Source organism: Nocardiopsis sp. iso_238 (assembly GCF_056173325.1).
In genome coordinates this window covers 3991598-4013824 of record NZ_CM149668.1, presented here as the reverse complement: position 1 = coordinate 4013824, position 22227 = coordinate 3991598, and the positions used below count along the sequence as shown (strand labels likewise).

Genomic DNA, 22227 nt, shown 5'->3' with positions numbered 1-22227 from the left:
GACCTGGGCGGTGACGTCGTTGCGCGCGGCGTGGCCCGGGAGCGCGCGTGCGACAGCTCGTGGCCCTTGGTGGCGTGGTCGAGGGTGATCGTGGTCATCCCGGAACTCCCGAACGCGTCGATGTCGTCACTATCGGTTGCACCCTTGCTTCGTTCCAAGGAGTCGGGATGCGCGGGTTCGGGCGGTGAACATGAAAATCGATGGTCGGCGTCCCTCTCCGACGCTAGGGTTCCGGGGGTTCGACGCTTCCCATTGGAGACCCTTCTTGAACAGTGCTGTCACCCTCATCCGTTCCGCCGCCCTCTCCGACGCCGCCGAGTACGCCTACGCGGCGACCGTGCCGTCGGGGGTGCGCCTGATCTTCCCCGCCGGATCGTGCCCGCTCAACGAGGACGGCTCCACCGCCGCGGTGGGCGACTACGCGGGGCAGGCGGCCGTGTGCGTGGCCAACCTGCGGACCGCCCTGGCCGAGGCGGGTGCCGAGCTCACGGACGTGGTCAACACCCGGGTGCTCGTCGCCTCCACCTCCCAGGACGACCTGGTCGCCGCCTGGGAGGTGGTCCGGGACGCCTTCGGGGAGCACGACGTGCCCAGCACGCTCATGGGCGTCACCGTCCTGGGCTACGACGACCAGCTCGTGGAGATCGAGGCCGTGGCCGCCGTGCGCGAGTGATCAGTCCTCGTCGGGGACCCGGCGCAGGACGTCGCCGGGCTGGCAGTCCAGTACGCGGCAGATCGCGTCCAGGGTGGTGAACCGCACCGCCTTGGCGCGGCCGTTCTTCAGAACGGCCACGTTGGCGGGGGTGATCCCGACGGCCTCCGCGAACTCCCCGACCGACATGCCGCTCCGGGCGAGCTGGACGTCGAGGTCGACGATGATCGCCATCAGACCACCCCGGCCATCTCGGTCTGGAGGTGGGTCGCCTTGCGCAGGAGGCCGCGCATCAGGACGACCAGCATGGCGAACGCGGCGCCCACGGCGGTGGCCAGGGAGGCGGCGCCGAGAGCGGCGACCGCCTCCATGGCGCCGTTGGCGAACGGCATGTCGGTCACGACCAGGTGCGCCGCGACCCCGGCGGAGAGCAGCGTCGCCACGAGGCTGGCGCCGATGATGACGTCCACCCACAGGAAGGCGCCGGGGTCGAAGAGCGCGTCGCGGCGCAGCATGCCGAGCAGCTTCCATGTGGCGACCAGCGCGACCTGGACGCAGGCGACGCCGAGGATGCCCAGGACCGTGTACGGAACGACGATCCTCTCGTACGGCGGGAAGTAGGCGGCCTCGTCAGCGATGGCCCCGGGGATGACGACGATCTGCCCGAAGAGGCCGACCAGGACGGCCACGAGGATCGCGGCGCGCAGGATGAGGGTGAGGTAGCGGTGCATGGATCGATTATCGATAGATAGCTATCGATAGTCAATAGGCCCCGCTTGCTCTCAGAGGGTGAGCATCACCTTGGTGGCCCGGCGCTCGTCCATGGCCCGGTACGCCTCCGCCGCCTCCTCGATCGGGAGGGTGAGGTCGAAGACCGCCCCGGGGTCGATCTGGTCCGTCATGATCAGCTCGACCAGGTCGGGCAGGAACCGCCGCACCGGGGCGGGGCCGCCGAGCAGGCTCACGGTGGAGAAGAACAGGTCCATGCCGTCGAGTTCGACCCCGTGGGCCACTCCGACGTAGCCGACGTGCCCGCCCGGCCGCGTGGAGTGGATGGCCTGCTCCATGGACTCCTGGGTGCCGACCGCCTCGACCGTCGAGTGGGCCCCCAGGCCGCCGGTGAGCTCCCGCACCCTCTCGGCCCCCGCCCGGCCCCGCTCCTCCACGATGTCGGTGGCGCCGAACCGCCGGGCCAGCGCCCGGCGGTCGGCGTGGCGCGACACCGCGATGATCCGCTCCGCCCCGAGGCGGCTCGCGGCCAGGACCGCCGACAGGCCGACGGCGCCGTCACCCACCACCGCGACGCTGCGGCCCGGTCCCGCCTCGGCCGCGACCGCGCCGAACCAGCCGGTGCCCAGTACGTCGGAGGCGGCCAGCAGGCCGCGGGTCTGTTCCGGAGTGGGTTCCCCCGGCACCCTGACCAGGGTGCCGTCGGCCAGCGGAACGCGGGCGTAGTCCGCCTGGGTGCCGATGGAGCCCATCATCACCTGGTGGACGCAGCGCGATTGGAAGCCCGCCTGGCAGATCTCGCAGGTGTTGTCGGAGGCCACGAACGAACCGACGACGAAGTCGCCCACCCGGATGTCCCGCACCGCTGGCCCGACCTGCTCCACCACGCCGATGTACTCGTGGCCCATGCGGGTGGGCCCGTCCTGCTGTTCGACGCCTCGATAGGGCCACAGGTCCGATCCGCAGACGCATGCGGCGGTGACCCGGATGACGGCGTCGGTCGGCTCGATGATCGCCGGTTCCCGGACTTCCTCGACCCGGATGTCGCCGGGTCCGTGCATCACTACGGCTCGCATGGCCACTCCCATCGTTGACTCTCTGTTCTGCCCACTAGAGCACCACGATTCACGTCAGGGAGGGAGTCCCGCCTGGAGGGGGTACCACGAGGGACCCCCAGGCCAGGCGGGGGCCGGGGGCGCTACTCCCGTTCGGCGGCGCAGCAGGCGGAGGCCTCGCCCGTGACGGTGGCGGGCGCGGCGCCCCTCTGGTCGCTGTCGCCCTTGACCACGTACACCTCCCACGGTTCCCGTCCGGGCCCGTGGACCCACACCTTGTCCTGGACGGCGTAGCAGCACGAGGTGTCGTTCTCCTCGAAGGTCGCCAGGCCCGAGGCCCGGAAGCGGCCGGTGGCCGCGTCGACCTGCGCGGACTCCTCCACCTCGACACCCAGGTGGTCCAGGCGGGTCTCCTGGCCGGGCTCTCCCTCGATGAGGACCAGCTTGAGCGGGGGCTCGGCCACGGCGAAGTTGGCGTAGCCGGGGCGGCGCTTGGCGGGTTCGACGCCGAAGAGGGTCGAGTAGAAGGTCACCGACGCGTCGAGGTCGGCGACGTTGAGGGCCAGCTGGATGCGGGACATGGTGTCCTCTCGGTTTGTATCGATACTTGTCTATGCAGGGCGCGCCCAGTCTTGCCTTCTGTATCGAAGTTTGTCAACATAGACGCATGTCGAATCAAGAGGAGGGCGCCCCCGGCCGGGGCGGCGCCGACTGCTGTCCCAGGTTGTTGCAGTCCCCGTTGGAGGACGGAGAGTCGGTCGAGCTCGCCCGGGTCTTCAAGGCCCTGGGTGACCCGGTGCGGCTGCGGCTGTTGTCGATGATCGCCACGTCACGCGGTGACGAGGTGTGCGTCTGCGATCTGACGCCCGCCTTCGACCTCTCGCAGCCGACCATCTCCCACCACCTCAGACTGCTCCGTGAGGCCGGACTCATCTCGTCCGAGCGGCGCGGCACCTGGGTGTACTACCGGTTGATCCCCGCGACGACCGACCGCCTGGCCTCGGTCCTGAGTCGGGCCGGACTCCCCGAGGGGGCCGACGCGTGAGCGCCCCCGCGCGTGAGGACGCCGCTCCGGGCGTGGTCGGACGCCTCTCGTCCCTGGACCGCTTCCTGACGGTGTGGATCCTGGCGGCCATGGTCGCCGGTCTGGCGCTGGGCCGCCTGGTGCCCGGCCTGGGCGAGGCGCTGTCCGGAGCGGGTGTGGCCGGGGTGTCCCTGCCGATCGCACTGGGGCTGCTGGTGATGCTGTTCCCACCACTGGCCAAGGTCCGCTACGACCGGTTGGGATCGGTCACCGGCGACCGGCGGCTGCTGGTCACCTCCCTGGCGGTGAACTGGCTGGTCGGCCCGGCACTGATGTTCGCCCTTGCCTGGCTGTTCCTGCCGGACCTGCCGGAGTACCGCACCGGACTGATCATCGTGGGCCTGGCGAGGTGCATCGCCATGGTGATCGTCTGGAACGACCTCGCGTGCGGTGACCGCGAGGCCGCCGCCGTCCTCGTGGCCATCAACTCCGTGTTCCAGGTGGTGGCGTTCGGCGCGCTCGGCTGGTTCTACCTGTCGGTCCTGCCCGGGTGGCTGGGGCTGGAACAGGCCTCCCTCGACGTGTCGTTCGTCGACATCTCCGTCTCCGTCCTGGTCTTCCTCGGGATTCCCCTCCTGGCCGGATACCTGACGCGGCGCCTCGGGGAGCGGGCGCGCGGACGGGAGTGGTACGAGACCCGCCTGCTGACCCGGTTGGGGCCGTGGGGCCTGTACGGGCTGTTGTTCACCATCGTGATGCTCTTCGCCCTCCAGGGAGAGGCGATCACCTCGCGGCCCTGGGACGTGGCGCGCATCGCGCTGCCGCTGCTGGTCTACTTCGTGGTCATGTGGGCGGGCACGCTCGCCCTGGGACGGGCCCTGGGCATGGCGTACCCGCGTTCGGTCACGCTCGCCTTCACGGCGGCGGGCAACAACTTCGAGTTGGCGATCGCGGTGGCCATCGCCTCCTTCGGCGCCACCTCGGGTCAGGCTCTGGCCGGAGTGGTCGGCCCGTTGATCGAGGTGCCGGTGCTCATCGCCCTCGTGTACGTGGCCCTGGCCGCGCGACGCTGGTTCCCGGGAGAACTCCCCGCCGAGGCGAAGGGGGACGACGGTGGCTGAGTCGACGGACGAGATCCCGCGGGTGCTGTTCGTCTGCGTGCACAACGCGGGACGGTCCCAGATGGCGGCGGCGTTCCTGGACCGCCTGGGCGCCGGACGGGTACGGGTGCTCTCGGCCGGTTCCGTTCCCGCCGAGCAGGTCAACCCGGTGGTGGTGGAAGCCATGGCGGAGGTCGGCGTCGACATCGCCGCGAACACCCCGAAGGTCCTCACCGAGGACGCGGTCCGCGCCTCGGACGTGGTGATCACGATGGGTTGCGGCGACGCCTGCCCGTTCTTCCCCGGTAGGCGCTACCTGGACTGGGACCTGCCCGACCCGGCGGGGCGGGGTGTGGAGGCGGTGCGGCCGATCCGGGACAGGATCCGGAGACTCGTCGAGGACCTGCTGGAGGAGCTGTTCCCCGGCTGACCCCGGCGAGGGTGGCGCACGCCACTGACGTCCCCACCGCGCGCCCCGGCATGAACCGGGGCGCGCGGTTGTTCCCGGCTGTTGGCGGACGAACGTGAGGAGCGGTCGTGGAGGGTGTTCGGGGCGCGACGCCGCCCGGTGCGGCGGACGTGGTGGTCATCGGTGCGGGCCAGGCCGGGCTCTCGGTCGCCTGGCACCTGCGCAGGCTCGGGCTCGAACTCGGGACGGGGTTCGTGGTCCTGGACCGCGGACCCGACGCCGGCGGGGCGTGGCAGTTTCGCTGGGAGTCGCTGCGGCTGGACGACGCGCACAAGGTCGACGACCTGCCCGGGATGCGCGAGATGGGCCTGAGCTTCGCCACCGCCGACGCCTCCCGCCCCGCGCGGGACGTGGTGCGCGACTACTACGAACGCTACGAGCGGTGGTTCGGGCTGGACGTGGCGCGGCCGGTCCGGGTCACCTCGGTGCGCGAGGACGGAACCGGCCTCCTGGTCACCACGGACAAGGGTGACGTCGCGGGGCGTGTGGTGGTCAACGCCAGCGGCACCTGGGCACGGCCCTTCCGTCCCTACTTCGCCGGGGCCGCGGACTTCCGAGGCGTGCAGGTCTCCACGCCCGGGTACCGGGCGGCCGAGGACTTCGCCGGGGCGCGGGTCCTGGTGGTGGGCGGCGGCACCTCGGCGGTGGGGTTCCTGCGTGAACTGGAGGGGGTCGCCGCGAGCACGGTCTGGGCCACCCGCCGACCGGTCGAGTTCGTCGACGACCCCGAGGGCGGGGTCCGTGCGGTGCGGAGGGCGGACGAGGCGGCCCGATCGGGGCTGCCCCTGCCCAGCATCATCAGCGGCACCGGCCTGCCCGCCACACCCGGGAACCTCGCCGCGCGGGACCGGGGGCTCCTCGTGTCCCGGCCCATGTTCACCGCGATCGAGCCCGACGGGGTCCGCTGGCCCGACGGCACCTTCGAGCCCGTGGACGCCATCGTCTGGGCCACCGGGTTCCGCTCCGAACTCACCCACCTGGCACCCCTGCGTCTGCGCGAACCCGGGGGAGGGGTGCGGGTCGAGAACGGCCGCGCCGTCCACGAGCCGCGCCTGTTCCTCGCCGGGTTCGGCCCGCAGGCCAGCACGATCGGGGCGAACCGGGCCGGGCGCGCCATCGCCCGCCGGGTCGTGGCGGAGCTGCGCGACGACTCCTGAGGAGGCTGCGAAAGGGCCTGTGGACAACCGGTCCGGCGGGCGGTCCGGGAGTTAGTGTCGGTTCCGGACCCAGTTGATGCACAGCGTCGGAGGTAGCCGGTATGAGGGCCAACAAGCTTCCCACCGAGGAGATCGAACGGGACCCGGCGGCCTTCGCCGACCGGGTCACCGCCGACGCCCGCTTCGGGCGCGCGGCCGAGGCGGGGCGCTACCGGCTGGTCGTCAACCGGGCCTGCCCGTGGGCCCACCGCGTGGTGATGACCCGGCGGCTCATGGGACTGGAGGGGGCCGTCTCCCTGGCCGTCACCGACCCGGTCCAGGAGATCATCGAGGGGGATCCGCACTGGGTGTTCACCGAGCGCACCGGCAGTCCCGGAGACCGCGACCCGGTGCTGGGCATCCACGCCCTGCGCGAGGCCTACCTCGCCCGTGACCCCGCCTACGAGGGCGGCGTGAGCGTGCCCGGCCTGGTCGACGTGCCCAGCGGACACCTGGTGTCCAACGACTACGACCAGATCAGCGTGGACATGGCCACCGAGTGGGGCGACCTGGCCCGGGAGGGCGCTCCGGAGCTGTACCCCGAGGCGCTGCGCGCGGAGATCGACGCGGTCAGCGCCGAGGTCTACCGTGACCTCAACAACGGCGTCTACCGGTCCGGGTTCGCCCCCGACCAGCGGCGCTACGACCGGGCGGTCTCCGCCGTCTTCGCCCGGCTGGACGCCCTGGAGAACCGCCTCACCGACCGCCGGTACCTGGTGGGCGACCACGTCACCCTGGCCGACCTGCGGCTGTGGGCCACCCTGGTGCGGTTCGACGCGGTCTACCACGGCCACTTCAAGTGCAACCGGCGCAAGCTCACGGAGTACCCGGCGCTGTGGGCGTACGCGCGGGACCTGTTCCAGACCCCGGGCTTCGGGGACACCACCGAGTTCGAGCACATCAGGGTCCACTACTACCGCGTGCACACGGCCCTCAACCCGTCCGGTGTGGTGGCGATCGGCCCGGACCCCCGCGCCTGGCTCACCCCGCACGGCAGGGAGGCCCTCGGCGGCGGCCCCTTCGGCAGGGGTACGGCGCCCGGCCCGGTGCCCGCGTCCGAACGGGTCCCGCCACTGGAGGCCCAGGACCGTGCGGCCGGGGGGACCTGGGACGCCCCGGTGGGCTGACCACCGACGGGCTCCGGCCTCAGCGGAGGACGGTGTGTTCGCGCAGGAGGCGGACGGCCTCGGTGACGGCGGGCCGCCGGGAGGTGCCCTCCCGCCACAGGGCGGACACCCCGCGCACCGGTACGGGCTCCAGCGGCTTGACCACCAGGGAGTCGGGCACGGCGCCCCGCCCCAGGCGGGGGACCAGGGCGATGCCCAGCCCGACCTCCACCAGAGCGAGCTGGGTCTGGAACTCGGCCACGAAGTGGGCGATGTCGGGTTCGCCGCGCACCGGGCGCAGCGTGCGGGTCAGCCAGTCGTGGCAGACGGTTCCGGGCGGCTGACAGATCCAGCGTTCCGAGGCCACGTCCCGGCGGCTCAGCACGGGGAGTTCGACGAGGGGGTGGTCGCGGGGAAGGACGACGTCGCACCGGTCCTCACCGAGCGCGGTGCGGGCCACCCCCTCGGGGACGGTCATCGGCGCGATGTCCCAGTCGTGCACGACGGCGAGGTCCACGGTTCCCTGCGCGACCATGTGCGGGGACGTGTGCGGGTCCTCCTCGACGACGCGCAGGTCGAGGTCGGGGTACCTCCGGGCCAGTTCGGCCAGGGGGCGGGGAAGCAGGCCCCGGGCGGCGGTGGCGAAGGCGGCCACGGTGAGGCGGCCCGAGGGTTGGCCGCGCCGTTCCTCGAGGGTGACCTCGGCGGTTTCCATGAGGGCGAGCATCCGGGCCGCGGTGTCCACGAGCATTCCGGCGGCGTCGGTGAGCACCACACCGCGCCCCTGACGTTCCAGGAGAGGGGTGCCGGTCTCACGTTCGAGCTTGGTGACCTGCTGGGAGACGGCGGAGGGGGTGTAGCCCAGCGCCTTGGCGGCGGCGCTGACCGAGCCGTGGACGTGGACGGCGTGCAACGCCCGGAGCCGGGACAGGTCGAGCACGGGGGCTCCTCACGGATCATCGTTAAGCAATGGTGAAACCAATCTAGTAGAAGGTTTCGCTGGTGCTAAAGCGTGGTCGGCGCCATGATCGGAGGCATGCGTCCCACCCACTCCCTGCTCGCCGTGCTGGTCGCCGCCGTGTGGGGGCTCAACTTCGTGGTGATCGAGGTCGGCCTCGACCACTTCCCGCCGCTGCTGTTCTCCGCCCTGCGGTTCGTCGTGGCCGCCCTGCCCGCGATCTTCTTCGTACGCCGCCCCGCTGTCGCGTTCGGCTGGGTCGTCCTCGTGGGCCTGGTGCTGGGAGTGGCCAAGTTCGGGCTGCTCTTCACCGGCATGGACCTCGGGATGCCCGCCGGACTGAGCTCGTTGGTCCTCCAGGTGCAGGCGGTGTTCACGGCGCTCTTCGCGGTGCTCTTCCTCCGGGAGGACCTGCGCCCGGTCCGCTACCTCGGCATGGCCGTCGCCCTGGTGGGGATCGGCCTTGCCGCCCACGACCACGGCGGATCGGGTCCGCTGACCGCGTTCCTGCTGGTCGTGGCGGCTGCCGCGTTCTGGGGGCTGTCCAACGTGATCACCCGGAGGGCGGCCCCGCCGGACGCGCTGAGCTGGATGGTCTGGGTCAGCGTGGTGCCGCCGCTACCGCTCTTCGCGCTGTCGATGCTGCTGGAGGGCCCCGAGGCCGGGCTGGCCGCCGTCCGGGAACTGGACCTGGCCGGGGCGGGGGCCATCCTCTACGTGGCCTGGGCGGCCACGGTGTTCGGCTTCGGCGCGTGGGGCTACCTGCTGCGGCGGAACGAGGCCTCGGCCGTCGCGCCGTACTCACTCCTGGTCCCGGTGTTCGGGATGGCCTCGGCGGCGGTGTTCCTCGGGGAGGCAATCCGGCCGCTGAGCCTGGTGGCGGCTGGGCTCCTCGTGGGCGGCGTGGCGCTCACGGCCCTGGGCGGCCGGTCCGGGAGGGCGAAGGCGGTGGACGCGGGTTCCCCGCACTCGTCGGGGAACCCGGGGAACCCGCGCAGGACCTAACGCCCCGGGTGGTGGGCGGCGACCAGGAGTTCCACGTTGCGGTCCAGCGGCTCGCCGTAGTTGGCCGGGTCCGCGTACAGGTCGTTCACGGACAGCTCCCGGTACAGCGAGGCCAGCCCGTCCGCCGAGAAGTCGCCGTGGTCGACCTGGTACGGGCTGTCCGCCTCCAGGAGCGTGGTGAACAGCGACATCGTGCCGTCCGCGTTGTCCACGATCTCGATGCTGCGGGCCATCTGCGGGTGGTCGATGTGCGAGGCGGTGTTGATCTCCCAGAACCCGCGCTCGGGCGTGCCGGAGGTGTGGGCCCGCACCTTGTTGTAGTGGGTGTGCCCGTTCACCCAGGCCAGCACGTTGGGGTACCGCTTGAGCATGCGCACCAGGATGTCACCGATGTAGCGGATCTCGGCCGGGCGGCGCCGGTCCGGAAGGGGGTTGGTCATGGTGTCGCTGGTGTGGTGGCTGAACAGGACGAACAGCTCGTCACCGACCTGCTGGGTGCGGCGCCGACCGAGCAGGTCGTAGTAGACCGAACTGGAGGCGCGCAGGGTCCGCTCCAGCCAGTCGTACTGCGTCTTGCCGATGGAGCCGTTGGCCAGGCCGGCGAGCGTGGTCGTGTCCATGCTGATCCCGGTGATGCCCTCGGCGATCCGGAAGCTGTAGAAGCAGTTCACCCCGTCCGCGTTGTCCTCGGTGAACCCGTGCCCGACCGGCCCGGGGCCGGTGTTGGCCTCCGCCAGGTGGGCGGCGACGAAGCCCGCCGTGTCGAAGGGTGTCCGCCGCTCGTCCGGGGTGACGGTGGAGGTCAGCGCGGCGGTGGTCACCGCGTCGGGGTCGGGGTGCTCGACCTCGTCGGGGACCGCTCCGAGCTGGTCCTCGTCGGTCATGGCCTCGGCCATCTCCGTCGTCACCCGGTCGTCCGCGAACATCAGCTTGCGGTCACCCACGTAGACGTCACCGAGGGTGCCCGCCGGAAGGGTGCCCGCAGGGGTGTTGTCGTGGTTGCCCACGGTGCAGTACCAGGGGACGTCCAGGCCGGGGCTGCTGAACTCGGCCGTGGCGGCGGCCAGGAACCCGGGCAGGTGGGGGAACCCGCCCCGTGACTTGTACCGGTCGCTCCGCTCACTCTCGGGCTGCCAGTACAGCTCGGAGCCGCAGTTCTGCACTCCCTCGAACCGGTGGGGGTCGCCGGTGTCGGGGGTGAGCGAGCCGCCGTTGAGGATCGACATCAGCCATTCGAGCTCGATCTGCTCGTGGTTGTCGGTGTTGTCGCCGGTGGTCATCATGAAGTCGAAGGGGCGGCCGGTCACCGGACCGTTCCTGAGCGAGTTCACCCGGGCGACCAGAGCCGACGCCCCGACCATGGCGAGCGCCTCCTGGGGGCGGTGGGCGCTGGAGCCGAGGATCGGGTGCGTGTACTCGAACCGTACGGGGCTCTGCACGTCGAGGATGTGCAGGTCCGTGAACTGGACGAAGGCGCTCAGGGGTACGCGGCGCTCGTCACGGCCCGACTGCGCGGGGACCAGGTCCTCTCGGACGTGCAGCGGCCAGCCCGGACCGGCGGTGAGGAGACGGTAGCCGTCTCCGACGGGGGAGGCGACCTCGGCGAAGGTGGTGCCCTCGGGGTTGGCGACCCGGTCGAGGGTCTCCCGGACGAGCCGGTCGTGGGTCGCGGCGGAGACGGGGAGGGCGGGCAGACCGAGGGCGAACCCGAGTCCTGCGGAGGCGGTGAGGAAACCGCGCCGGTTGAGGGAGGCCATGGTGGCGGCGTCCTTTCGGCCCTGCGGGGGCCTGAGGGGAGAGCGGGGCGCCGTCATTAAAGGCCGAAGTCAGTGCTGGCGGCAACGGGTGCACGGCCACGGGTACCGGACCCGGTCCGAGGGGTTTCGGGGGCCGGTGGGTACGATCATCGGTTCGGTCCCTTCCGCTTACGGGAACGCGGGAGGATGATCACTGAGAGTGATTACCCGTCGTCCGCCCGCGCGTCATCGGCGCGTGGCGGGCCGTTCCCCTGGGCTGTGGTGAGCCGTCACAAAGATGAGTACTTCTCATGTTTGGCCGGATGCGGTCAATCTGGGTGCGCTTCCGGCGGTGGGACTCGACGCACCCGGGCCGTTCCACCGGTCTCCTCCTCCCAGAGGTTGCTGGTCCCACGGCCCGTCCCGGGACACGGCCTCGTTCGCGACCTCGCTCCCGCCACCCGAGAGGTTCAGCCGTGATCCTTCGCTCGCTAGGGTGGCCGGGGGCGGAGCCTTCCGATGGATCGCGGGCCCCTCCGCGACGGTCCTCGAGATTGCCGCCGTCGCCCACCCGGCCGGTGACGACGACTGACGGGTCACCGCGCCCTTCCTCGTGGACGGCGGGATCCGGCGCCCACGTCACCGCGCTCCAGCCGTCCGAACCCGTACCCCGGAACCACAGGAGGTCGCCCATGCCACCCGTCGTCGGGATCACCGCCTACGCGGAGCGTGCCCGCTGGGGACCGGCCTGGGACCTGCCCGCGACGCTGCTGCCGCAGTACTACACGGATTCCGTGGCGGCGAGCGGCGCGGTCCCGCTGCTGCTCCCCCCGGTGGCCGGGATCGCCGGGGCGTTGGACCGGCTGGACGGCCTGCTGCTGGCCGGGGGCGGCGACATCGACCCCGACCGGTACGGCGCACCGACCGGCGAGCACACCGACGGGGTCCGGGTGGGCCGGGACGCCGCCGAGGTGGACCTGCTCTCCGGGGCGCTCGCCCGGGGCCTGCCCGTCCTCGGCGTGTGCCGGGGTATGCAGCTGCTCAACGTCGGCCGGGGCGGGACCCTCCACCAGCACCTGCCCGACCTCGTGGGGCACTCCGGGCACTGTCAGCGGGACGGCGTCTTCGACACCCACCCGGTCACCGTCGCCGAGCACTCCCGCACCGCGCGGGTTCTGGGGCGCACCCTGATGGACGTGCCCACCTACCACCACCAGGCCGTGGCGGACCTGGGCCGGAACGTGTCCGCCACCGCCTGGGCCGAGGACGGAACGGTCGAGGCTCTGGAGTACACGGACGTGTCCAACGTGCTCGGCGTCCAGTGGCACCCGGAGATGGGGGCCGACCCCAGCCTGTTCGACTGGCTGACCGAACGCGCCGCTGAGCGCTGAGCACCCTCTCCGACCTGCGGGGGATGAACCCGTCGGTCCGCGCTGGCACACTTTGCTGGCGCCCGTGGGCCGGGACGACGGGTCCCGGCCAGGGCCGGAAACGAACGGGGAGACCATGGAGAGGACCACGTGGACGGGGCGGACCCGGGGGGTGCGGCCGTGAGCTGGCCAGCGCAGGACGGGGGATGGAACGGAGGGCACCCGGGCCAGTACGGCCATCCGCAGCAGCCGTACCCCCAGCAGCCGCACCCACGGCAGCCGCAGGCTCCGTACGGGCAGCCCCAGCAGCCGTATCCCCAGCAACCGCAGGCTCCGTACGGGCAGTCGTATCAGGGACACCCTCCGCAGCAATTCCAGCAGCAGCAACCCCGGTTTCACCACCCCCACGGACACCAGGGGCACGCCCAGCAGCAGGGCCACCAGCAGCACGTCCCGGTGGAGGGCCTGCCCCACGGATGGGCGCGCGCGCCGGGATGGGCGCTGCCGGGCGAGCCCGGAACCCTCACGGCGCGACCCGAGGGCGACGCGGGCACCTACCTGCGCTACCTGGTGGCGTTCAGCCCGCTCCTGGGCGTGTTCTTCCTCGTCGTCCTGGTCCTGTCGTCCATCTTCTTCGAGACGGCCAACCCGGGGAGCGGGGTGACCGGCGGCATCGTCGTCGGCGCCCTCGCCGCGCTCTGCCTGGCCGTCCTCCCCGTCGTCAAGACCCGGCGCATGCTCAACGGCACCGTCGTGGTGATCTCCCCGGCGGGCGTGGAGCTGCGCGACCACATCGGCTTCGAGGTGCGCCTGCGCTGGCGGGACGCCACGCAGGTCGGCAAGACCGTCGACCGCGTCGCCGCCGGTCCGGGCGTCGACGTCGGCGGCCAACAGGTGCAGGTCAAGGATCTGGAGTCCCGTGGCCTGGTGGGCTGGGGCGAACGCGTCATCCCCGACCAGGCCGCGCGCATGCGCACCGTCCTGGCCTCCCAGCCCCGCCACCCCGGGACCGGCGCCGAGTTGGTGGCCGTCTCCTTCCAGGCCGCCGGGTCCAGCGGGTGGGACAACCCGCTGGTCACCGAGGCCCGCCGCCACCGCCCCGACCTCTTCGGCTAGCGGTCGGTCAGCGACCCGGAACCCGGCCGGAGGACTGCGGGCGCCCCGGGCAGCCGCGACACCGGCGTCGCTGCTACTTTTTCGTGTCGTTGCGGGCTCTCGGGGCCTCAGACCACGAACGGGGCGGTGCGGGTTGGCGGGCGAACGGCGCATGGAGGGCGTCCTGGCGTGGACCGGGGCGGGAGTGGTCGCGGGGGCGCTGGCCCTGGCCGCGGTGACCCTGGCCCTGCACCCGGCGGGCCGGGACACGGGGTTGTTCGCGACCACCGGCTGGGGCTGGTTCTGGGCCTGTCTGATCGGTGCGTTCGCCCTGATGGTCTGCGTCCGCTGGCGCCGCCCGCCGTTCGACGAGGATCCGAACGCGGAGGGCGGCTGGGACCACGTGATCCTGGTGGGTGCCGGAGCGGTCGTCGTGTGCCTCGTCGCGGCCAACGGCGTGTTCCTGGGCGCTGACGCCTCCGGGCCGACCACCCTGACGCCGAGCGGGTTCCGCACCGGCCTGGTGGTCTGCGCGGTGGCGCTCGGCCTGCTGCTCCTGCTCACCTCCGTTCGGCGCCCCGCCGCCCCCCGTGTCCGTTCCCTGACCGCTCTCGGCGCGGGCGCGCTCACCGTGGTCCTGATCGGGGTTCTCACACCGGTGTTCGTCGGGCCGGGTGACGGGACCGGGGCCCGGCACACCGTCGCTGAGGAACGGCCCGACACGGCCCCGGTCCCGGACCGGGTGCGCGGGACGGGGTGGACCTGGCGTCCGGACCACGACGCCGAGATCGATCGGATCGCGGCTGGGGCCCACGGCCCCCTGGTGGTGCTCGGGGACGGTGTGGTGTCCCTGGACGGCACCGACGGCGCGGAGGTGTGGTCGTACCGGCGCCCCTCCGGTGACGCCGACGACGAGGACATCTCGCTGTGGGTCGGCTACGACCGCGCGTATCTCACGTACACGCCGGTGACGGGAGACGACACCGAGGCGGCCCCCGTCACGGAGGCGTTCGACCTGGTCACCGGGGAACGGAAGGCCGAGTACGCCATGCCCCTGGAGGGGGGCGACACCGGTCGCCTCCTGGGGTGGTCGGATGGTGTCCGCGTCCACCAGGACTGGCGGGCCCAGAGGAGGGCCGACCGGGCCCCGGGCCTGAGCGCCTGGGACGCGGTGACCGGTGAGGAACTGTGGCACCGGACGCTGGGGTCGGACGGGGACCAGTTCTGTGACGGCGGCCGACCCCGGGTGCGCCGGGACACGGTCGACTACGCGGTCGTCTGTGTGAGCGGGGACGTCGACGCCGAGGGAGGGGCGGAGATCCGTGAACTCGTCTGGCGCGGCGAGGTCCCCACGGAGTTCCGCGTGGTCTCCGTGGACCTGAGGACCGGCGAGGAGTCGTGGAGCCACGAGCGCGAGGACTGGGGGGACGTCTTCGTCCCCAGCCGATCCTGGACGGCGCGGAGGACCGGCGATTCGGGGAGGGCGATGGTCGTGGAGGCGTCGTTGGGTGCGCGGGGCCTGTTGTTGGACCTGGACTCCGGTGAGGTGCTCCTGGACTTCGCGAACGGAGCCCTGGAACAGGACGACGCCCTCTCTCCTGAGCGCGTGGTCGCGGCGGACCCCGGGGGCGTGGACGTGCTCGTCACCCGGGCCGACCAGGGGGCCGAGATCCATCGTGTCGACGCCTCGGGGGAGCGCACCGTGGTGGTCGGGGCGGGCGGGTTCCTCAAGGACGTCTTCGTCGAGGACCACGTGGCCCTGGTGGACCAGGTGCTGTTCACGGACGGAGGGCAGGACGCCGAGGGACGTGAGCCGGTCAGCGTCCTGGCCGTCTCATCGGGGGAGCGGCTGGGCACGGGGCTGGACAACAGGATCTTCCTCGGCGCTCCGGGGGAGGTACGGCAGCTCGCGGGGGTCTCCGGGGCGGTCGTGGCCCTGGTGGACGAGCACGAGGGCGGCACGCGAGTGGAGGGGCTGGTTCCGTGACGCGTCGGATCCGAGTGGAGGGGCTGTGGGCGCCGCTCGCGTGGGCGGGAACCGGCTCCGCCCTGGCCGGAGGTCTGCTGCTGGTCGTTCTGCTGGCGGCGGGTCCGGCGGAGTGGGCCCGGCCGGGCCCACTGCACCGGGCTCTGGGAGGCGCCGTGCTCCTGCTCGTCGCGGCCTGGGCCCTGGGCGGACGCTCACGGCGCTCCGCGAAGGACGACCCGCTCTCCGGGCCCGGTGAGAGGTCGGGTCCGGTGCGGGCGGTCGCCACACTGGTGTTCGGACTGGCCCTCGCGCTGGCCCTGCGTGAGGCGCCGGGCTCCCGGGAGGGGCGGGAGCCTCCCGTCCCCGACGTCCTGACCGACGTCGGCTGGCTCTCCCACCTGTGGTTCCTCTCGGCCGTGGCTCTGGTGGCGGGTGCCGCCGCGCTCGCGGTGACCGGCCGCCCCGAGCCTCCGGCCCCGGGCCGCCCCCGGAGCGGGGCCCCGCTGGCCGCGCTCGCACCGTTCGTCGCCCTGGCGGTGTTCGCCGTTCCCACGGTCCTCGACCGAGACCGGCTGACGCACACACTCGCCGCTCCGCTCGCGGAGGCGGAGGAGCCGGTCGCGGGGACCGAGGTGACCTGGGTGTGGGAACACCCGCAGGAGGGCGCGGTCGACGTGGTGGCCACCGCCACCGGGGTGCTGGTGCTCGGTGACAGCGGCGTGTGGGCGCTGGACAGCGGTGACGGCACCGAACGCTGGAACTTCCGGCCGGTGGGTGAGGTCCTGTGGTCGGGCGTCTCCCCGGACACGGGGCGCGTCGGGGTGCTGTACCGGGACGACAGCGGGACCGACCGGGGGCGGGCCCTGACGATCCTGGAGACCGACACCGGCGGGCTCGTCGGACACCACGGCGTCCCCGACCCCGTGGAGCGCGTGTCGCTCACCAACGCCACGTTCGTCCTGACGGGGGCGGACGGCGCGTTCACCCTCCGGGACCACGAGTCGGGGGAGGAGCAGCCGCACGCGGGCACCCCGGACGGATGCGTTCCAGTGGGGGCGCCGGTGGTCGCGGGTACCAGGATCCTGGTCCCGGACACCTGCGAGGAGGCCGGTCCGCACTGGGGAGAGAACCCGGTCCGCGTCCTGGGTGCGCGCGGTGACTGGTACGAGCGCGCCGAGCTCCCCGGCCCCGTGGAGGAACTGGTGTCGGCCCCGGACGGCTGGGCGGTGGTGGCCCGCCACGGTGGCGACGAGCCCGGTGCGCTGGCCCTCCGAGGGAGGGACGGCGCGCTGATCGCCTCGGACCTGAGCGAGGACGGCACGGCGCGGGTGGACCCCGTCGACGGTGAGCGGCTGCTGTTCACCGAGTCCGGTGAGGGCGCCCGACGGGTGGAGTACCGCCTCGAACGGCCGGTGGTCGTCCCGCCGGGAGAGGGAGACCCGACCACCGAACCCGTGGCGTCCCTGGTGTTCGAGTTCGCGGACGAGCTCTCACCCGAGGAGGCCGAGCTGGCCCTGGACCCGGACGCCGTCGCGGCGGGGCCCGACCTGTTCGCCGCCGTCCACGGCGTCGAGCGCACGACGGTCGACGGCGGATCCCCGGGGCTCCACCTGCTGGTCGGCACGTGGGGTTCGGAGGGCACGGCGGTCCGGCTCGACACCGCGGCCGAGGGACTGGCTCCGGACGGATCGGCCTTCGGTGTGGCCCTGGCCCCGGGGGCGGTCGTGGTGTCCGGGCTCGCGGTGGGGGAGCGGGCCCACGTCGTCGGCGTGGGCCCCGGACCCCGGGACTGACTGGTTCGAGCGCCCTCGCGCATGCGGTAAAGTTTCACCTGTTGGCGGGGCGGAGACGCACCGCCCAGCGGCCGGGACGTAGCGCAGTTTGGTAGCGCACTTGACTGGGGGTCAAGGGGTCGTGGGTTCAAATCCCGCCGTCCCGACTGGCGAAGGGCGTTCACTCAGGTGGACGCCCTTCTTCGTGTCTGGGAGAGGAACCGGGGGGCTATGGAGTATGGCCTTCACCTTGTACTGAGCTTCTTGAGCCTGAATTTCCACTGTTCCGGAGCTACTCGTCACGTGCGCGATGTCCTGGCCGACCCAAGGCCAGATGTCCCCACCTGTATGGGTTGCAGAGACAGCGCAGCCGGACCATGGGTTCCAGACTCGTCGATAACGGTGATTACCAAGAACCCCGATTCGCTGCCGCTCATTTGGCACGCATCTGCTCGGACTCCAGTCACCTGTGTGGGCCAGCCGCGACTTCCCCCGATGCCGTGTGGAAACCCCTCACGTCGACCACCTCGTCCAAGCGGTCCGGGACGAGGTGGTCGTGGACGTCCACAGTGTCCGTTGCGAACGTGTGCCGAGCCTTGCCCCAGTTGTCCGAGGTCCATCGCTCGACTCAGGGATCCGACCGCAGATCCCGCCGCATGAGGACACTGGGGTGGCCGGACAGGACCGAGGTGGTGTCGGCGGCGTGGACGAACCCGGCGCGCTCGAAGTTCTTCCTGAGGCCGGGATAGGCCATCGTCTGATCCACCCTGGCGCCGCCGTTGTCCAGGGGATAGGACTCGACCACTGGTGCGCCGTGGGAACGGGCGAACTTGACGGCTCCGGTGATCAGCGTTCGTGAGATTCCCTGTTTGCGGTGGCCGGGGCGTACCCGGATGCACCACAGGGACCAGACCGGAAGGTCGTCGATGTGCGGAATCTTCCGGTTCCGGGCGAAGGAGGTCGCTGAGCGCGGTGCTACGGCGGCCCAGCCGACCGGTTCTCCGCCGTCGTAGGCGAGCACCCCAGGCGGAGGATTCTCGCGACACAGTTCAGCCACGTACTCACCGCGGGCGGGGCCGAGGAGGTCCTTGTTGAGCTTGGACGGGATCCGATAGCTCAGGCACCAGCACACGTTGGCCCCGGGCGATGTGGGGCCCACCAGGGTTCGGACGTCATCGAAGACCGTTGCGGGGCGCACGTCGATGGTCATGGGGCCAGGATGACACAGCGTTCACTCAAGTGATCGCCCTTCCGCGGGCTCGGAGGTCATCCGCAGGCGCGGCCGTTCTCCGGAGATCCGGTCCAGAAGCGGAAGGGCTGCTTCCGCGTCGTCGCTCCACACCGGGTCTAGGTTCTCAGGACGGTCATGGTGCTCCGCCTGCTCGGGGGTTCCCGCTGTTCGGTCGCGCTGTGCGGGTGGGCACGCCGCCACCTCGACGTGATCGAGGAGGCCCGACGGCTCCACGGGTGAAGCGGAGGGGCGGACGCCTCGTACGCCGCGCCCGCCCCGGGCGCCCTGGGGAACCGGTGTTCAGCGCGGCCCCCGGCTGTGGGCGACCGCCAGTCGCGGGCCCCCCGAACCCGGTGGGGCGGAGGTCTCCCCTCGGACGCGCGACTGTTCGTCCAGGTGCGCGATGAGGTCGCGTACCTCCCGGGTGGCGGACGCCCCCGGATCCCTCAGGATGAGGGTGCGCAGTACGGCCCGGGCCTGGTGCAGGGCGAACGCGAGGTGCTCGGCGTCGCAGGAGAACAGCACCTTCCGGGTCTCGTCGGCGGCCGCCGCGACCTCCCCCTCGGCGCCGAGCGCGTTCGCGTGGTCGAAGTGCAGGGAGATGAGGTCGCTCCGGCACCCCGCGGGAGCGTCCCCGTAGAGGAGGAGGGTCTGCTCCAACAGCGGCGCCCCGTAGCGCGAGCAGCCCATGTTCAGCAGGGCGCCGGAGAGCAGGGCCAGGAGGTTCCGCCGGGAGAACGCGAAGAAGTCGTTGCTCCCCGTTTCACCGGGTTCCCAGGCGCAGGCCGACTCGACCGAGGAGAGGGCCTCCTCCCGCTGGCCCATCCTCGCCAGCGCACGCGCGGCGTTGGCGTCGGCGAACATCTTCGCGGACAGGAACCGTTCGCGCCGGGGCCCGTCCGGTACGAACCGGACCTCGCGCGCGTGGGTGGTCGTTGCGGCCAGGTCACCGAAGTGGTAGCTGAACTGGGAGCTCCGGGCGTGGGCGTGGTAGCTCAGTTCCCTCATGCCCGAGATGCGGGCGTGCCGCTCGGCCACCTGGTGCCAGCCGGCCGCCTCGCGGAAGCAGCCCAGCGACGTGTGCGCGGCGGCGGCCATGAGCGTGGAGGTGCCGATGGCCAGCGTCAGCGCCGGCCGGGCCTCCGGTGGGGTCTGCGCGTGCGACAGCGACCGGAGTTCCGCGATCAGCGGGGTCAGCGCCGCGATGATCTGCACCGGGGAGAACAGTGCGTAGTCGGCGCGGTAGTGGTCGACCGTGGCAGCGAGCGCGTGGACGCGCGCGGCGATGTAGTGGGTGTCCGTCCGGTTCATCTCGGAGAGCAGGAACTCCGCCGAGTTCAGGATCTCCGCGCTCTCCTGCCGCTCGTTCCCGCCGCTGGGCGGGCCGACCAGCTCCAGGTGCCGCACCGGTGCGGGGGGCGTGGCCGTCCCCCCGGTGGTCACGGGGGCGCCGTGCGGGAGGGGGAGGGAGGCCCTGGGGGCGTGGCCGTCGAGCAGGGCGGTCAGCTCGTCGGTGGCGATCCCGAGCAGGCCCGCCAACCGTCGGTGCTGGGACAGGCTCGGTCGGGTCAGGCCGCGCTCCCATCGGGTGACGGTGGACCGGGCGACGTTCAGGCGCTCGGCCAGCTCGCCCTGAGTGAGACCGGAGAAGCGGCGCCGCTCCGCCAGGGACGGCCGCGGCGCCTGAGCCCTGTTGGCCAGGGTGGGCTTCGGTCTTCGCGCCTCGAGGAAGGGCTCGAAGAGCTCGGTCCAGCAGTGGGCTCCGCGCCACCTCGGGGACTTGGGCGTGCTGTTCGGCGCGCTGTTGGCCTCCCAGAGCCCGTCCGCGACCGTGACCGCGTAGAGCTCCTTGAGATCCGAGATCGGGATCCGCAGCGCACGCGCGAGAGCGGGCAGAAGCTGGGGGCGCGGGACGGAGGTTCCCTTCTCCCAGCGGGCGACGGTCGACCGGTTGACCTCCAGTTCCCTGGCGAGGTCCTCCTGGGTCAGTCCCACACGGCGGCGATATTGGGATAGCTGAACAGGGTCTTTAGTCTTCATGTCGCCCTCGCGCTGGGGATTGGTGAATGACTCTTCTCCAACGAGATTATCCGGACCCTCGTGGGATTTCGACTGAGTTTCTCGGGTAATGATTCGTGACCGGAGCCGGAGTGGCGCTGGGTGATCGTGACGATGCGTCAGGGTATTTCGGATGGTTCCTTGAACCCGGTTTTGGGTGGGGGTCGCAGTGCCGGGGGGCAGTAGCCAAAGGGTGGCCCCAGGTGAAGTTCGCCCCGACTCCTGTGGCGAAGTTTTGTATACAGCCAGTTCAGCTTGTGGATATTGCACACTGTGCAGCAATGTGCCGGTCAGGCGGGCTGTGGTGGGCTGTGAGTTAAATCACTTGATTTCCCGTTTCGTTGATTGTTGTAAGCATTGATTGTGCGTTGGTCTACGTGATAAACGCCCGAGAAATGTGCTTGGCCGAAGGTGGTCACGAAGTCCCGGGCTCCTGGGTCCCGGTCGGGGACGCCTCATGAATGCGCTATTCGTGCGTCACGGATGAGTATTGACTGGCCAGATGGCCTGTGTGAAATTTGTTGAGGCCCGGGACGGATTCCAGTTCCCAGTCGGCGTCCCTTGTGCGTCGTCGCCCGTGCCACCTCGTGTCGCAACGGGCGTTGAATTGAAAGGGGGTAGTCGGATGGGCCTCTCCACTCCATTGCTTTTGGAAGGAGTGTCGACCTGGATTCCTCAGGGCAGGGAGACCGCCGTGTCCGCGGTGAGTGCGGGAAGGCTGGATGCCGAGGCCGCACGCGGGCTGGGCACCACTCGTGTACCGGTCTCCGCGACGTCCGCTCCGGAGATGGCTGTCGCGGCCGCGCACCGGGCCCTGGAGGCCGCAGGGCGGGGAGCGGAGGGCGTCGACATCGTCGCGCACGGCTGGATCTACCACCAGGGGCACGACTTCTGGTCCCCCGCGCACTACGTCGCCCGGCGGATCGGGGCCACCGGGGCGTTCCCCGTCGGCGTCCAGCAGCTGTCCAACGCCGGAGCCGCCGCACTGGGTATCGCCGCGGACCGGCTCCTGGCCGATCCGGGCGTTCGCCGTGCCCTGGTCACGACGGCGGACGCCTTCCGGGGACCCGCCTTCGACCGGTGGAACGCCGACTACGGAGTGGCCTACGGCGACGCCGGTACGGCGGCGGTCCTGGGCCGGTTCGACCCGGAAAGTGCCCGCCCCGGCCTCGTCCTACGCGCACTGGAGTTCGTCACCGACGCGGGGTTCGAGTCCATGTACCGGGGGCGTGACGCCTTCACACCGGCCCCGCTGTTCCACGGGGGACGCGTCGATGTGCGCAGACCGAAGAAGGCCTACATGGAGGCGCACGGCGGTGAGGGGTTCCGGGACACCGCCCCCTCCCGGGTGCGTGACGTCGTCGCGGCCGCCCTCGACCGGGTCGGGCTCCGGTCCGACGACGAGCGGATCCGCTACGTCGTCCTGCCCCGGCTGGGCGACGGGATCCTCTCCCTCATGTACGGCGCCGTGACCAACGGCGGTTTCCGCGCCGAGGTGGTGAACCTGTCCGAGGGCAGCGGCCACCTCGGAGCCGGGGACATGCTCGCCAACCTCGCCTACCTCGCGGAGGCGGACCGACTCGCACCCGGGGAGTACGCCCTGGTCGTCGGCGGCGGTGGCGGGTTCACCTGGTCGTGCGCCGTCGTCCAGGCCGCCTAGGCCGGCGGCGTCCCCCGACGCCCGAGCCTCCGAGTACCGGAC

The 22227-nt window shown here is 71.7% G+C and carries 20 protein-coding genes and 1 tRNA gene; 13 read left to right on the top strand and 8 right to left on the bottom strand.

Annotated features, from left to right (window positions below):
* The first annotated feature begins 265 nt into the window (after window positions 1-265).
* The gene (locus tag AC0VYL_RS18180; RefSeq protein ID WP_049567886.1) at window positions 266-673 is read left to right on the top strand and encodes a RidA family protein; all 408 of its coding nucleotides are present in this window, start codon (window positions 266-268) and stop codon (window positions 671-673) included.
* On the opposite strand, the gene AC0VYL_RS18175 is transcribed toward AC0VYL_RS18180, so the two are convergent.
* The 4 genes from AC0VYL_RS18175 to AC0VYL_RS18160 form a co-directional block, all read right to left on the bottom strand.
* Entirely contained in the window at window positions 674-886 is a 213-nt protein-coding gene (locus AC0VYL_RS18175) for a helix-turn-helix domain-containing protein (RefSeq protein ID WP_475454343.1), read from the bottom strand.
* Window positions 886-1383: a DUF2975 domain-containing protein gene (locus AC0VYL_RS18170; protein ID WP_475480970.1), complete on the bottom strand. Its 498-nt coding sequence runs from the start codon at window positions 1381-1383 to the stop codon at window positions 886-888. Before AC0VYL_RS18170 ends, AC0VYL_RS18175 begins: the two co-directional genes overlap by 1 nt.
* Window positions 1384-1434: 51 nt before the next feature.
* A complete protein-coding gene (locus tag AC0VYL_RS18165; RefSeq protein ID WP_475480969.1) occupies window positions 1435-2457 on the bottom strand; it encodes a zinc-dependent alcohol dehydrogenase family protein in 1023 nt (340 codons plus the stop codon).
* Window positions 2458-2579: 122 nt separating this feature from the next.
* Window positions 2580-3017, bottom strand: coding sequence for an ArsI/CadI family heavy metal resistance metalloenzyme (locus AC0VYL_RS18160; protein WP_475454338.1), 438 nt, complete (start codon window positions 3015-3017; stop codon window positions 2580-2582).
* An 86-nt stretch (window positions 3018-3103) separates the two neighbouring features.
* On the opposite strand from AC0VYL_RS18160, the gene AC0VYL_RS18155 reads away from it, so the two are divergent.
* The 5 genes from AC0VYL_RS18155 (at window position 3104) to AC0VYL_RS18135 (ending at window position 7352) form a co-directional block, all read left to right on the top strand.
* Window positions 3104-3481, top strand: coding sequence for an ArsR/SmtB family transcription factor (locus tag AC0VYL_RS18155; protein ID WP_475454336.1), 378 nt, complete (start codon window positions 3104-3106; stop codon window positions 3479-3481).
* Complete coding sequence (arsB, locus tag AC0VYL_RS18150; RefSeq protein WP_475480968.1) at window positions 3478-4581, top strand: ACR3 family arsenite efflux transporter; 1104 nt, start codon at window positions 3478-3480, stop codon at window positions 4579-4581. Before AC0VYL_RS18155 ends, arsB begins: the two co-directional genes overlap by 4 nt.
* The gene (locus AC0VYL_RS18145) at window positions 4574-4990 is read left to right on the top strand and encodes an arsenate reductase ArsC (RefSeq protein ID WP_475480967.1); all 417 of its coding nucleotides are present in this window, start codon (window positions 4574-4576) and stop codon (window positions 4988-4990) included. The genes arsB and AC0VYL_RS18145 overlap by 8 nt, the downstream gene beginning before the upstream one ends.
* A 107-nt stretch (window positions 4991-5097) precedes the next feature.
* Window positions 5098-6186, top strand: a complete 1089-nt coding sequence (locus AC0VYL_RS18140; protein WP_475480966.1) for an NAD(P)-binding domain-containing protein — start codon at window positions 5098-5100, stop codon at window positions 6184-6186.
* Window positions 6187-6287: 101 nt separating this feature from the next.
* The gene (locus AC0VYL_RS18135) at window positions 6288-7352 is read left to right on the top strand and encodes a glutathione S-transferase family protein (RefSeq protein ID WP_475480965.1); all 1065 of its coding nucleotides are present in this window, start codon (window positions 6288-6290) and stop codon (window positions 7350-7352) included.
* Window positions 7353-7371: 19 nt separating this feature from the next.
* Here AC0VYL_RS18135 and AC0VYL_RS18130 read toward each other — a convergent pair whose 3' ends face one another.
* Window positions 7372-8271, bottom strand: coding sequence for a LysR family transcriptional regulator (locus AC0VYL_RS18130; RefSeq protein WP_475454326.1), 900 nt, complete (start codon window positions 8269-8271; stop codon window positions 7372-7374).
* A 96-nt stretch (window positions 8272-8367) separates the two neighbouring features.
* Here AC0VYL_RS18130 and AC0VYL_RS18125 point away from each other — a divergent pair, with 96 nt between their 5' ends.
* Entirely contained in the window at window positions 8368-9294 is a 927-nt protein-coding gene (locus AC0VYL_RS18125; protein WP_475480964.1) for an EamA family transporter, read from the top strand.
* Here AC0VYL_RS18125 and AC0VYL_RS18120 read toward each other — a convergent pair.
* The gene (locus AC0VYL_RS18120) at window positions 9291-11051 is read right to left on the bottom strand and encodes a TIGR03767 family metallophosphoesterase (protein WP_475480963.1); all 1761 of its coding nucleotides are present in this window, start codon (window positions 11049-11051) and stop codon (window positions 9291-9293) included. The genes AC0VYL_RS18125 and AC0VYL_RS18120 overlap by 4 nt on opposite strands.
* Window positions 11052-11722: 671 nt before the next feature.
* Between AC0VYL_RS18120 and AC0VYL_RS18115 the strand changes: the two genes are divergently transcribed.
* The 5 genes from AC0VYL_RS18115 (at window position 11723) to AC0VYL_RS18095 (ending at window position 17403) form a co-directional block, all read left to right on the top strand.
* Entirely contained in the window at window positions 11723-12421 is a 699-nt protein-coding gene (locus AC0VYL_RS18115; RefSeq protein WP_475480962.1) for a gamma-glutamyl-gamma-aminobutyrate hydrolase family protein, read from the top strand.
* Window positions 12422-12580: 159 nt separating this feature from the next.
* Window positions 12581-13516, top strand: coding sequence for a hypothetical protein (locus AC0VYL_RS18110; protein WP_475480961.1), 936 nt, complete (start codon window positions 12581-12583; stop codon window positions 13514-13516).
* 133 nt (window positions 13517-13649) lie between these two features.
* Window positions 13650-15482, top strand: coding sequence for a hypothetical protein (locus AC0VYL_RS18105; RefSeq protein ID WP_475480960.1), 1833 nt, complete (start codon window positions 13650-13652; stop codon window positions 15480-15482).
* Window positions 15479-17257 carry a hypothetical protein gene (locus AC0VYL_RS18100; protein ID WP_475480959.1) on the top strand — a complete coding sequence of 593 codons (1779 nt, stop codon included), beginning with the start codon at window positions 15479-15481 and terminating at the stop codon, window positions 17255-17257. The genes AC0VYL_RS18105 and AC0VYL_RS18100 overlap by 4 nt, the downstream gene beginning before the upstream one ends.
* 72 nt (window positions 17258-17329) lie before the next feature.
* Window positions 17330-17403: transfer RNA gene (locus AC0VYL_RS18095), tRNA-Pro, on the top strand.
* A gap of 461 nt (window positions 17404-17864) precedes the next feature.
* On the opposite strand, the gene AC0VYL_RS18090 is transcribed toward AC0VYL_RS18095, so the two are convergent.
* Window positions 17865-18446, bottom strand: coding sequence for a GNAT family N-acetyltransferase (locus AC0VYL_RS18090; RefSeq protein WP_475480958.1), 582 nt, complete (start codon window positions 18444-18446; stop codon window positions 17865-17867).
* A 321-nt stretch (window positions 18447-18767) separates the two neighbouring features.
* Complete coding sequence (locus tag AC0VYL_RS18085; protein WP_475480957.1) at window positions 18768-20507, bottom strand: helix-turn-helix domain-containing protein; 1740 nt, start codon at window positions 20505-20507, stop codon at window positions 18768-18770.
* A 712-nt stretch (window positions 20508-21219) separates the two neighbouring features.
* Between AC0VYL_RS18085 and AC0VYL_RS18080 the strand changes: the two genes are divergently transcribed.
* Window positions 21220-22185 carry a 3-oxoacyl-[acyl-carrier-protein] synthase III C-terminal domain-containing protein gene (locus AC0VYL_RS18080; RefSeq protein WP_475480956.1) on the top strand — a complete coding sequence of 322 codons (966 nt, stop codon included), beginning with the start codon at window positions 21220-21222 and terminating at the stop codon, window positions 22183-22185.
* Window positions 22186-22227: the final 42 nt, after the last annotated feature.

Coding starts and splice junctions, on each gene's coding strand:
- AC0VYL_RS18125 (WP_475480964.1), top strand. CDS start 8,368: ATGCGTCCCACCCACTCCCTGCTCGCCGTGCTGGTCGCCGCCGTGTGG.
- AC0VYL_RS18090 (WP_475480958.1), bottom strand. CDS start 18,446: ATGACCATCGACGTGCGCCCCGCAACGGTCTTCGATGACGTCCGAACC.
- AC0VYL_RS18175 (WP_475454343.1), bottom strand. CDS start 886: ATGGCGATCATCGTCGACCTCGACGTCCAGCTCGCCCGGAGCGGCATG.
- AC0VYL_RS18115 (WP_475480962.1), top strand. CDS start 11,723: ATGCCACCCGTCGTCGGGATCACCGCCTACGCGGAGCGTGCCCGCTGG.
- AC0VYL_RS18160 (WP_475454338.1), bottom strand. CDS start 3,017: ATGTCCCGCATCCAGCTGGCCCTCAACGTCGCCGACCTCGACGCGTCG.
- AC0VYL_RS18085 (WP_475480957.1), bottom strand. CDS start 20,507: ATGAAGACTAAAGACCCTGTTCAGCTATCCCAATATCGCCGCCGTGTG.
- AC0VYL_RS18120 (WP_475480963.1), bottom strand. CDS start 11,051: ATGGCCTCCCTCAACCGGCGCGGTTTCCTCACCGCCTCCGCAGGACTC.
- AC0VYL_RS18165 (WP_475480969.1), bottom strand. CDS start 2,457: ATGCGAGCCGTAGTGATGCACGGACCCGGCGACATCCGGGTCGAGGAA.
- AC0VYL_RS18135 (WP_475480965.1), top strand. CDS start 6,288: ATGAGGGCCAACAAGCTTCCCACCGAGGAGATCGAACGGGACCCGGCG.
- AC0VYL_RS18170 (WP_475480970.1), bottom strand. CDS start 1,383: ATGCACCGCTACCTCACCCTCATCCTGCGCGCCGCGATCCTCGTGGCC.
- AC0VYL_RS18155 (WP_475454336.1), top strand. CDS start 3,104: ATGTCGAATCAAGAGGAGGGCGCCCCCGGCCGGGGCGGCGCCGACTGC.